General features: G+C 71.0%; 10 protein-coding genes. All 10 read right to left on the bottom strand.

Annotation, left to right across the window (positions count from 1 at the left end):
• Positions 1–589, bottom strand: a 589-nt coding sequence (locus ACIO9J_RS43235; protein WP_402011391.1) for a hypothetical protein, incomplete at its 3' end; no start/stop codon positions are given.
• Positions 590–606: 17 nt separating this feature from the next.
• Positions 607–1,275, bottom strand: coding sequence for a hypothetical protein (locus ACIO9J_RS43230; RefSeq protein ID WP_402011388.1), 669 nt, complete (start codon positions 1,273–1,275; stop codon positions 607–609).
• Between the two features lies 1 nt (position 1,276).
• Complete coding sequence (locus ACIO9J_RS43225; protein ID WP_402011385.1) at positions 1,277–1,861, bottom strand: hypothetical protein; 585 nt, start codon at positions 1,859–1,861, stop codon at positions 1,277–1,279.
• Positions 1,854–2,489 (bottom strand): hypothetical protein, encoded by a 636-nt coding sequence (locus tag ACIO9J_RS43220; protein ID WP_402011383.1) that lies wholly within the window; start codon positions 2,487–2,489, stop codon positions 1,854–1,856. The genes ACIO9J_RS43225 and ACIO9J_RS43220 overlap by 8 nt, the downstream gene beginning before the upstream one ends.
• Positions 2,486–3,010 carry a hypothetical protein gene (locus ACIO9J_RS43215; RefSeq protein ID WP_402011380.1) on the bottom strand — a complete coding sequence of 175 codons (525 nt, stop codon included), beginning with the start codon at positions 3,008–3,010 and terminating at the stop codon, positions 2,486–2,488. The genes ACIO9J_RS43220 and ACIO9J_RS43215 overlap by 4 nt, the downstream gene beginning before the upstream one ends.
• Complete coding sequence (locus tag ACIO9J_RS43210) at positions 3,010–3,726, bottom strand: hypothetical protein (RefSeq protein WP_402011377.1); 717 nt, start codon at positions 3,724–3,726, stop codon at positions 3,010–3,012. The genes ACIO9J_RS43215 and ACIO9J_RS43210 overlap by 1 nt, the downstream gene beginning before the upstream one ends.
• 16 nt (positions 3,727–3,742) lie before the next feature.
• Complete coding sequence (locus tag ACIO9J_RS43205; RefSeq protein WP_402011375.1) at positions 3,743–4,609, bottom strand: hypothetical protein; 867 nt, start codon at positions 4,607–4,609, stop codon at positions 3,743–3,745.
• The gene (locus tag ACIO9J_RS43200; protein ID WP_402011372.1) at positions 4,609–5,877 is read right to left on the bottom strand and encodes a hypothetical protein; all 1,269 of its coding nucleotides are present in this window, start codon (positions 5,875–5,877) and stop codon (positions 4,609–4,611) included. Before ACIO9J_RS43200 ends, ACIO9J_RS43205 begins: the two co-directional genes overlap by 1 nt.
• On the bottom strand, positions 5,874–7,745 hold the full coding sequence (locus tag ACIO9J_RS43195; RefSeq protein ID WP_402011370.1) for a hypothetical protein: 1,872 nt from the start codon (positions 7,743–7,745) through the stop codon (positions 5,874–5,876). Before ACIO9J_RS43195 ends, ACIO9J_RS43200 begins: the two co-directional genes overlap by 4 nt.
• Positions 7,746–7,762: 17 nt before the next feature.
• Positions 7,763–11,776: a hypothetical protein gene (locus ACIO9J_RS43190; RefSeq protein WP_402011367.1), complete on the bottom strand. Its 4,014-nt coding sequence runs from the start codon at positions 11,774–11,776 to the stop codon at positions 7,763–7,765.
• Position 11,777 lies beyond the last annotated feature (1 nt).

Here is an 11,777-nt window from a genome sequence, read left to right as displayed (position 1 = left end):
GGGTGACCCCGGAGGGGCGGCACTCCATCGAGCGGACGGTCTGCTGCCCGCCGTCGTAGTTGCGGTACATGTGCCGGGTGTGGATCACCCGCGTCTGTCTCGGTTCGACCCATGTCGAGGCGTCCAGGACGAAGTTCTCGCGGCAGATGAACGCCCGCGCGGCCGTCGTCGACACCATCTCGTTCGCGGGCCCCCACCCCGGCTCCGGCTCGCTGTCGTACCAGACCTTCGCGTTCGACCCCCCGTGGCCTTCCTTGGGCATGCTCACGTACGAGCGGAACAGCATCAGGACGTGCGCCCACATCCGCACCCCGGTGCGGTTGGTGATGACCAGGTCGTCATAGGCGGCGATCATCAACTGCCCAGCGTTCAAAGGGCCGTTCGTCGGGGAGACCTGGTATCCGTCACGCCAGATCGCGTACGACTCCTGCGGGTGCACCCACAATCCTTGTTGGGAGTCGATCATCAGGCCGTTGTCGTCGGCGATGTCCGTCGCGTACGGCCACGGCAGCGGGCGGGGCTGGCGGATCTGGAGATCTCCGCGCGCGTCCACGCCGAACGCCGGGCCGGTGCAGATCGTCGTAGGCACGATGCCCGCCTTCCTTCCTAGAGTGCGGCCGGGGAACCCGGCCCCGTCGGCTTGGGCTGCGCGAGGAACCCGATTGCGCGCACGGTCGCCGTCAGGTCGACGTAGGAGTCAACGCCCGGATTCCAGTCGTATCCGTTCTGCACCCACGCCCCCACCGCCCGGTGCAGCGATCCGGTCTCCCCCGGCGCGATGACCAGCTGAAAGGGCACGGTCACCGACCAGAACAGCTGATTGTCGAACACGGAGCGCTGCCCGGTGATCCGGTCCCACTTCGACCCCGAGGACGGCGGCGGCACCTCCCGCGCCCACACCAGCGGCTCGATGTAGCCGTTGGCGGCAAGGCCGCGGTGGACCCCGCGCATCCAGCACGACCCGTTGACGACGAGGTCCGCGCCGGTGTCCTCGTTGCGCACGTCCCACCGGTACACCTGGGACAGCCAGTAGCGGTTGGTGCCCGACACCTGCGCCCCGGTGATCATCAGCCGCTCATCGTCCGGCGCGATCTGGGTCGGCTGCATGCCGCGCAGCTGGTAGTCGTGCACCCACATCCCGCCGCCGTCATCGATCCGCAGACCGTTCGCCACCGACTGCGGCGACTTCAGCGGCCAGCGGGCATTGACGGGCCCTTTGACGTCCAGGACGCCGTCCTTGGCCACCAGGCCCTTGCCGTAGCAGTTCAACGCCATGTCAGGCGCCTCCCTCGATCGCGATACCGGCCGCGCGCACCGTCCACCCGATGACAGTGAGAGCGGAAACGGCATGGTTGGTCACGGTGAACACCGGCGCCGAGGAGAACACTGCCCCCGCTTCGACGGTCTGGGCGGGCAGCGCGAGCGGCACCCACGCCCCCTCGACGGGCCCCTCGTTCACCGCGAGGGTGTGGCTCGCACCCTCCATCAGCGGCCGCTCCGGATCACGGAAGGCGACGTCCCACGACGCGTTCGCGTCCGCCGCCTGCGATGTGGCGTGGATACGCAGCGCCCACAGCAGAGACACCACGGCTTGGCGCTCGCCGGGGTTGGTCCACGTCAGGGCCAGCGGATACGCCTTCGACTCCCCGGCCGGAATCGTGTCCTGCCGTGGTGCGTCCCAGCGCTGGCGGATCGGGTGCATGGCCGGGGCCTCGTACACCCACAGCCCCTTCTCGTCCCACTTCAGGCCGTTGTCGGCGAACGGCACCGGATAGGGCCACTCACGGACCGGGGCGCGCACGCGGAGGTTCCCGTCGTCGTCGGTGGTGAACTCCCGCGAGATCGATACCGGATCAGGCACCGCTGTCCCCCTTACGTGAGACGCCCGCGAACTCCACGCGCGCGGCCGCCGCGGTGAGCGTGACGGGCTGCCGGGTCGTGTTGGCGACCCACACACGGCACGTGAGCGTGGAGGTGCCGAACCCGGGCACGGTGAGGGGGAACGCCACGGCGTACGTGCCCGACGCCCTCCCGGACGCAGCCGACAGCACCCCGAGCAGACGCCCATCCCTGGGAGAGGTGTTCACCCCGACCGCGCCCATCACGCGCACCAGGCCCGAGGACTGGTTCGCCTCCATGCGCATCTGCACGGTGAGCGTGCCGAGCGCCACCAGGCTCACACCGCCCTTGTTCTTCGCGGCCAGCGTGACCGGCGGCATGGGCCACGTCGTGGCCGCCTCGACGTTCACCGCCTCCTGGACGAGCTCGGCCGTGCCCCACTCCGCCTCGGGGTCCGGATCCGACCACAGGCCACGGTTGGGGTCGAGGTAGATGCCGCGCCGCAGCGGCGGGTAGGCGGGCGTGCTCCCATCGATGCGGAGGCGCAGCTCCTTGTCGGGGCCGGTGCCCATCGTCGGCTGGAGGCACTTGTTCGGGTCGGGCAGCGCCTGCGGAGCCGGAAGCGCGTCCGGCGGCGCGGGGGTGCTCACGGCGCGTCCCCGAGGCGGATCATCGTGAACGTCCCCGCGAGGTTCTTCGCCTTGCCCGACATCGCCTGAACCTGCAGCTTGGCGACCGCCCCGGCCTTCAGGATCCCGGACACGTTCAGCGTGATGATGCCCGAGACCCCCTTCGCGGTCGCCTCGAACCCGCCATACACCCCGGTGTGCACGGTGTAGCAGCGGGCGTACATGTTCCCGGCGGTCGCCTCGTTGCCGAACCGGAGGGTCCCCAGCACCTGATAGACGCCGTCCTGGGTCACGGTGATGTTGTCCGATCCGATCGTGAACGGGTCGGTGCGCGCCAGGCCCTCGGTGGGCGGGGTGACCCACCCGGTCGTGGTGACGTTCAGCTCCCCCAGGTTGGCGGTCGCGTACTTCAGGGGGGTGGTGACCTGCTCGCTGATGACCTGTTCGACGCGCTCGGCGAGCTGCTTGTAGTACGGCGGCCAGTCGTCGATCTTGTCGGCGTCCGTCAGGTACGGGATCTTGTACTTCGGGGTCGTCTCCATCAGGTGCTCCATTCCTCGACGACGTCGGCCAGCGTCTTGCCGGTGTGGGAGGCGGCGACTTCGCCGATGGTCTGGCCCGTGAGCTTGTTCGCGACCTGGCCCACGGTCGGGATCGGATGCCCCGAGGCGGGCGGGCACTCCAGACCCGTGAACACCAGGTGATGAAACGTCAGCCGCACCGTGGCCGGAGTCTCGTTCACCAGGTAGCCGTTCAGGTGCAGGACGAGGCGCTCGGCGGGGTTGAGGACCTCCGTCACCGGCCACACCCCGCTCCCGCCCCACTCCTGAGTGCCGGTCAGGGAGCCCGCGGTGAACGCGAAAGCGACCGGCGGACGCTCGGAGGCATACCGTGCCGGCTCCGCGCGCAGCCACACGGTGCCGTGCTGCTGGGGGACCTCGACCTGCCATTGGACCATCCACCGGCCGGTGATGAGATACGGGCGGTCGGGGTAGGGGTTGGCGACCACGACCGGGGACGCGGGCAGCCGGTAGGACTCCCCTGCGGCGATCGAGACGACCTCGTCCGAGGGGCCGCTCTGCGCGACCCGCTCAACGGTCTCGGGCGCGGTCTGCAGGCGCATGCCCGCCGCGTCCGAGTACAGGCCCGAGGACTGCCCGCCGCTGGCGGGCCGGTCCTTGCGGACGGGGCCGAGCACGACGAGCTGCTTGCCGTCGAGGTCGAACTCGGGGCCGATGCACCCGATCATCGACGCCATGGCCGATCACCTCTCCTCACTGGGGGACCTGCGGCTGGTTGTCGTCGGTGTCCCACGCGCACGCGTCGAGGTCGAACCAGGTCGGGAACTCGTCGTTCTTCGTGGTGAGCTGCACGTTGCGTGCGAACGTGCCCGAGGAACTGCCCGAGAAGGAGTGGGTGTGCCCGCCCACCCCGGTCGTGCCGTGCTTGTGGTTGCCGAGCGCCTCAGTGGTGTCCTTGGCGGGGGTGTCGTACTTGTGACGGTGCTTCAGGTCGGTGTTGGCGGTGTCGCCGTGGGTGTGGCCGCCCCCCGACCCGGTCGTACCGCTGACCGACACGGTGCCCCGGTCGGAGTCGATACCGACACCCGAGCGGGCCCGCAGCGTGATCGTGCCCGAGCCCATGCTGATGTCGCAGCGCGCCACCGGGTCCCAGCCGCCCCACTGGCAGGCCACCGGGAAGCACACCGACCCCCGCACGCCCGCGTCCTGCGGCCGCGCGGGCAGGAACCCGCCCGGCACGGCCCCGACCTCCACGCCGGTGTTCGTGGGAACCGTCAGGTGCACGCGCCCCGACAGGTGCACACGCCTGCCGACCCGCGTCACGGTCACCTCCCCGCTCCCCCGGGTCAGGGCGATGGTCTTGGTGATGGGGGTGGTGACCTCCACCAGGTCCTCGATCTGCTCGGGCAGCACCAGCGGCGGGAAGATCTGCCACTTCTTCCCATCCGACGTCTCGATGTTGAGGACGCCGTCGCGGTCCGCGTCCGGGACGATGACGAACCCGCCCCCGGCCACCGCCACATCGGGGTCCTCCAGCGTGTCCAGGCGCTCCGACAGCCGGGCCAGACGCTCGGGGAGCGCGGCCTCATCCCGGGTGCCGGACAGCGAACGCGTACGCATCAGCTCTCCTCGTCATCGTCGTCGGCGCCGGTGTCGTCCGAGGGGTCCTCGACGCGCACCGACACCGGCTCAGCGGAGATCTTCACGCTCTCCCCCTCCGCGTTGAACACCACGTGCACCTCGGTCAGGCGCAGCGGTGTCGACACGGGCCGGATCCACGTCTCATCGAGAGCGACCGTCATCCGCGACCCCGGGATGAGTTCCTCGATCGCCACCGGGGCCAGCGGGCCCAGCTCGGCGTTGGACATGCGCAGGAACTCGGGGATCTTCGCCCGCTGGTAGCCGCGCTGCGCCGTCGCGGTGAGCTCTGGCGTCAACCTGGTTCCCGACAGGGCCAGGAGTTGCCACACCAGGCCGCGCCACCCGCTCTCGACCTTCCCGATGGTCACGGTGTTCGCCCGGTTCGACTCGTCGGGGTTCCCGACCCCAACGTCCTGCGGGTAGGCCTCCGCCCACTTTTCGCCCCACCGGTTGCGGGTGATGGAATTCGCCGCGCCCTGGATGCCCTGCGCCTTCGCCGTCACCATCGTCGCCGCGGCGTACCCGTCCGACTCGATCGTCGGACCTTCCCCGGAGAAGTCCGCATCGGTGAAGCGCAGCACGCGGCCCGCCAACGATCCGCCGCCCTCGGGGCCGATCAGGATCGTACGGTTCACACAGCAGATGTCGATGTGATCGCGCGCCAGCGCCTCCACCCCGGTCCACGCCGACTCGGTGTAGGCCTGCCCCCGCCGCGTCGCGAGGATCCCGGCCGGGGCCGTGCGCACGTACGGCAGCACGTTGGGGTCGGCGAGGCCGAGCGCGCCGCTGATGAGCCAGAACGCCAGATCGGAGGCGTCCATCGCCGCCTTGCCCGTGAACCGGTAGTCGGCAGGAACGGGCATGACCTTGAGCCACGCCATGAAGTCCTCGGCGTGCAGGGTGATGTCGTCGCGGGTCTCGGTGAACATGATGAGCGGCCCGCACCACACCGGCTGATCGGCCTGCCCCCGGTAGACCGCCATCTCGTAGGCCCACTCCGGGCGGTCCACCACGCGTTCGTCGAGGGCCTTGAGTAGCGCCCCGCACACCGGCTTGACGAGCGTCACGTCGCACATGGAGACCTTGTCCAGGGTGCGGGTCCACTCCACGCTCAACGGGTCGGTGAGGGTGGCGACGACGCCCCCGGCGGCCGGGCCGCCCCGGTAGTGCAGGACGACCGTGTACTCCTCGGGGCACCCGATCTGACGGACCGCAGGGAACATGCCCTCGGACGGGTTCAGGCTCACGCCGCCTCCAGGCGCGGGGAGGCGAGCACGGTCATGGTCGCGGTGATGGCCATCGGGTCGGTGACCGCGCCGCGCTCCGCGAGCGCGACGATGCACCAGGCCTCCGCCCCACTGAATGTGGGCAGCTCCCGCAGCGGGCGCCCCGACCCGTTGTAGACGACGACGTCGTCCACGACCGATCCGTCCGGGCACCGCTTGGACATCGTCCCCGTACGGCCGTCCATCGTCAGGACCGTCCCGGCCCCCAGCCACGGGACACCGAACTGGGCGACCATGTCGCACTCGTCGAGCTGGTCGGGGATGCACGCCCCGCCGGGCGTGGACCGGTAGATCGAGATGGACAGCTTCCGCAACGGCTTCGCGCCGGTCGTGATGATGATCGTCGGCGACAGGCGGGCGTTCTCCGGGACACTGCCCGTATGCACCCGCACCGCCGCCGAGGCAGGGTTCATCGTCGCGATGCACGCGCTCGGGTCGGTGGGCACCGGCAGCGTGGCCGGAGGAACCGGGCGCGGCTGGTAGGGGTCGGGGTCGCACTGCGCGCCCGGCGGCGGGGACGGCGCCATCGCGAGGAGTTCCGCCCCGCCCACTGGGAACGTGGCGGGCGGCGCGGTGGGGAATTCGACCTGCGGCACCATGAACAGCGCCTCTTTCGGCGCGGCCGCCTCGAGCTGGTTCTCCCCCGGCGTGCCCCGCGCCTCCTCGATCACGCTGCCGTCCTGCCGCAGGAACCGCAGCACGGGAACCGCGGCCGCCACCGTGGCGGGCATGGCGGTGGTGAACGTCACCGTGTGGCCGCCGAGCACGGGCCACCCGGGCAGGGTGGGGTGCTTGAACGCGACCCGGCCCCCGGCGGGGAGCCCGGTCACGGTGATGCGGCCGTCCACGACGGACAGGGTGCCGCCGCCGACCGTCGCCCACCCGTGGGTGTTCGTCCCGGTGCCCGTCGTCTGGTCGGGCTGAAGGACATTCGAGCGTTCCTTGTCGCAGGAGGCGGGACCCGCGCACAGCCCCGACTCGGCGGGCACCCACTGCACGCACTCGTCCGCGACCGTCTTCTCACAGTCGATGTCGTTGCCCTCCACACCGGGCACGTGCTCGGTCCACCCCTGGCACGGCCACAACGTCGGGGTGAAGAACCCAAGCTGCTCCGCGAGGGTCTTGGGCGGCCCGTACAGCCACGGGCGCCCGGCCGCGAGCGTGAACGTCAGCTCGGACAGCTGCCCCTCACACCCCAGCGGATCGCACACCCCCGAGATGCCGAGCGCGACCGTGTCCGGCTCGTCGGGCCCTTCCAGGTGCCCGACCTGATACAGCGTCCGCACCCCTTGGGCGTCCGGGCCCGACGCCCCGTCAGCCGCGTTGCTGCACGTGTACGCCGACACCCGCACCACGCCGCCCCGGCACGAGGGGCGCACGGTGTCGACGATCGAGGGCACCGCCACGGTGTCCGGCCGCGTCGAGGCCTCCTCCAGGATGTAGGCCAGCCACGACATGCCGTACGACATGCCCGCATCACTCGTGGCGAGCGCCAGCACCCGTACCCCGATCTCACGGTGCGCGGCGTGCGAGCGCGAGAGCGCCGAGCCGTGGTGCGCGTACGGTCGTGTCGTGCGCCGCCTGGTCGTGCGCGACATGCCCGTCATCTCCAAGCCGTGGAGGCCCAGGAAGTCCCGGGAGGCGGGCACGCCGTCGTCCCACCACGGCGGCTCCCCCACCGCCTGCCCGGCCCACTGGACATCGGCGGGCACCTCCGGGCAGTCGCAGCGCAGCACATCCGCCAGCCCCGTGTCCGCGGCGAGCTTGTGGACGAGCGCGTTGTCCACGATCCGCACCCCGCTGAACTCCAGGTATCCCTCGTACACCATCTCGTTCTCTCCCCGTCCTAGGCGATCTGCCGGGCCATGCGCGCCACGGTGGCCATCGCGACCGCTTCCGGGTCCTGCGCGGGCGTGTGGATGTTCACCGCGCCCACCAGCGGCCCCCGCGACCCGCCGCCGTCGGCGCCCGCGCCGCCGCCCGTACGGGACGGCGCCGAGCCGCGGCCTTGCGCTGGCAGTGCGCCGAGCAGCAGGTCCGCCGCCCCCGAGGCGTACATCAGCTCCCGCGCCCGGCGCGGCCGCGTCAGGGGCACGATCACTTCCCGCCCGGCCTCCCCGGCCTCCAGGAATGTGGGACGGTTCACGATCATCCCGTTCGCCGCCCGCTTGGGCGCCTTCATGTTCGACACCTTCGAGTTCGTCGCCGCCACGGCGGAGTTGATGGACGCGAGCGCGGAGCGGATCCGCCCGGCGTAGGAGTTCACCGTTCCCAGCGCCGCCGACATCGCGGAGGTGAACTGCGAGTTCAGCCGCCCCTTGAGTCCGGCGGTCGCCGAGGCGGCTTCGCCGGGCATCTTCGCCAGCCGCCCCCGGATCTTGGACGCCCCGGAGTTCACGGTCGAGTACGAGCGCGACATGGCGTCCTTGAAGACCTTCGACAGCCGCCCGCTGATCGGCGTGATCGCTGAGTTGACCTGTCCGGGGATCGCGGCGAACGCCGCCCGGATCCGCCCGGCCCCGGCCGACACCGCGGCGACCGACGTCGACATGGCCGTCTTGAACTTCCCCGACACCGCGCCCGGCACCCCTGCCAGGGCGCCGCTGATCTGCCCCGACAGCCCCGAGAACTGCGAGACGATCGGCCCCGTCTGCGCGTTGGCCTGCGCGTCCCCCACACCCTGTTTGATCGGCGCGGCGATCGCCGGGGGCACCGTCGACATGTTCCCCGAGATCTGCCCCGGCAGTCCGGAGAACGGTGATGCGATCCCGGGCAGCCCGCCGGACGCGTCGGCGGCGGCCTGACCTGCACCCGTCTTGACCGGGTTGGCGATCGAGGACGGCACCCCCGACATCGCCGTGTCGATCAGCCCGGAGACGTACCCGAACGGGTTGGTCAGCATGTCGGGGGCCTGCGCCGCTTCCTGACCGGCCGCACCGATACCCGTGGCGAACGGCGACCGGATCGACTCGGGGATCGCCGACAGGTTCGTGGCGACCTGCGAAGGCATGTTCGCGAACTCGGGCAGCAGCACGCCCTTGCCCATCGTCACCGCGCCCTCGGCGCCGGTCATCGCCGCCTGGAACGCGGCACGGACACCTTCCTGAAGGGGCGCCAGGCGCTCGGAGGCCTGCGGCGGGATCTGAAGGAACTGGTCCATCAGCGGCACGAGCGCGGCCGCGGTGGCCCGGTCGCCGGCTGCGACGGCGGAGTTGAACTGCTGCGTCAACGCGGGGGCGAGTTTGGCGAGTTCGCCCTCGACCTGTGGTGTGAGCTGCCCGAAGGTGGTGACGATCTCCCCGTTTTTGACCTGTGCGATCGCCTTGCCCTGGTCGAGCGCCGTCGACAGGGTGTTGCCGACGAGATCCTGCAACGCGGACAGTTCCGTCTGCGCCCTGGTGGGGACCTGCCCGAACTCGGCGGCGATCGCGCTGTTACCGGTCGCCGACGTCATACGCGCGTTCTGCAAGGCCTGCGTCAGGGGGTCGTTGATGGCCGGGCCGATACCCTCCATCGCCGCCCCGGCCTGCCCGGGTACCTGCATGAACGACTCCATCGACCCGGCCGAGAACGCGTCGATCTTCGACCCGAGGTCGTCGATGGACTTGCCCGCCGCCTCGCTGCCCTTGCCGAGGCCTTCCTCGGCGTCCTTGCCCGCGCCCCGGAACAGGCCGCCGACGATCGGGATCCGGCCCAGGACGCCACCGGTCGCATCGTTGAGGTCCGAGAGCCGGTCGCGGGCCCACCCGAGCGCGTCGGCGAACAGCTGCACGGCCTTGGCACACATCGTGAACGCGGCGATCAGCGGCTTGATGACGATCAGCTTGGCGAGGCCGCCCGCGACGTTCAGGAGGATCTCGACGAGGGGCCCGGCGACGTCCCACAGAGACGCGAACGCGCGACCGAGCTGGTTCATGGCGTTCCGCGCGCCTTCGGATTTCTGGTAGAGCACGACGAGCCCGATCGCGAGGGCGGCGATCCCGGCCGTGACGATCGTCGCCGGATTGACCGCCATGGCCAGCGACAGCGCCCGCACCGCCGCGACGGTCTTCATCAGGGCGGGTACGAGGATCGCCAGCGTCGCGACCAGCTGCGCGTTGTCGCCGATCCACTGCGCCACGGGACCCAGCGCGGACAGAACGGATGTGGCGAACGTGATGACCTGCGCGGCGACCTGCGCGAACGCGGGCACCAGGGGCAGGAGCTGCACGCCGATCTGGACGAACGCATCGATCAGCGGGGGCAGAGTGGGGGCGAGCTGATTGATCGCGCCGCCGAGCTGCCCGGCGAACGCCCCGGCGAGCTGACCCACCAGGGGCAGCATGGGAGACAGAACAGCCATGAGGTTGCCGACGGAGCCACCGAGCACGGCCAGACCCGGGCCCAACGCCTGTACGCCAGCGCCGAACCCGGCCAGCGCGGCGGTCAGCCCCGGACCGATGGCGACCGCCAGATCGGCGACGACGGGCGCGATCTGCCCGATGGTGGTGATGAGCTGACGGAAGATCGGCCCCATCTGGGTGCCGAGCTCGTTCAGGGACTGGAAGAGGGAGACGAGCGCGGTCTGTCCCTCAGCCGACTTCAGGAAGACGTTGACCGACGCGGTGACCTGCCCCATGGTGCCCAGCAGGTCGCCGCCCGCGACACGGGCGGCCCCGAACACGGACGAGAAGATCCCGCCGAGGTTCCCGACCACGTTGCCGAGCTGTCGGAACGTCGCGACGGCGGTATCGACCCACTGGACCGCGTCGCCCGACTCCGCGGCCGCGCTCATCCACCGCCCGAGCCCGCCGATCGCGTTCTCGATCCCCGCGTTCAGCCGATCGCCGAACGCGTCGGAGACCGCGGCCCCGACGTCCAGGAACCCCTTCACCAGAGGCTGCGTCCCGGCGGCGAGCCCCGCTACGGCCTGCCGTGACCCCTCCAGGATCGAGGTAATGGAGCGGACGCCCGAGGCGGACTTGATGTAGTTGATGGCGGCCGCGCCCGCGCGCCCCCACTCGGTGGAGATGCCCGTCAGCCCGGATCGCAGGCTGGACAGGACCGGGCCGAGGCCGGTCAGGGATGCCGACAGTTCGGCGAAGATCGCGTTCGACGCGGACGCCTTCAACGCGTCGAACTCGCCCTGCAAGGGCTTGAACGCCCGCTTCACCCCGTCGGCGGCCAGGGCGAGCGCGCCGAACGCGGCCGCCGCACCCGCCAGCGACGCGGGCGCGGCCGCCAGGATGCCGATGGTGGGGGTGAGCGCGGCCGCGAACGCGACGATCTGCCCGGTGGTGACGGCGGCCTGTGTGCCCAGGACCGCCAGGCCCCCGGCGATCGACGTGAACTTCAGTGCCGACGTGAGGATCGACGACGCGGCCCGCCCGAGCGAGCTGATCTCGTTGAGGAACCCGCGCCCGTCGGCGTGGATCGGTACCCGGATCCCGGCGCCCCCCGCACCGCCGGGGATCCGAAGGCCACCCGTGTCCGGCTGGAGCCGGACACGGATCGTTGGTCTGATCCGCGCCAGCCGGGCGCGCAGCGCGGCCAGTGACGCGGCGTCAACGGTGAGCTTGACGCGCAGCGAGGGCGTGTAGCGGGCCAGCCGCGTGCGCAGTTCGCTGATGTCGGCCTTGAGCTTGACCGTCGCACTCAGCCGCAGGCCGCGCAGCCGCCGCCGCAGTTCGGAGAAGTCGGGGACGATCTTCGCCTTCACCGACAGGTTCCGCGTCGCCCGGCGCACGTCCGCGCGCAGCTCCCGCATGTTCGCCCGCACCTCGACCGTGGCCCGGTTCCTGCGGGTGGCGCGCTGGAGGTCGCGGCGGAACTTGGTGACGTCCGCCCTGATCTCGACCTCTTCGGTCCCGATCCTGCCCATG

Origin of the sequence: Streptomyces sp. NPDC087300, from assembly GCF_044744425.1 — a bacterium.
Classification (GTDB): Bacteria; Actinomycetota; Actinomycetes; order Streptomycetales; family Streptomycetaceae; genus Streptomyces.
This window is presented reverse-complemented; position numbering and strand designations above follow the sequence as displayed.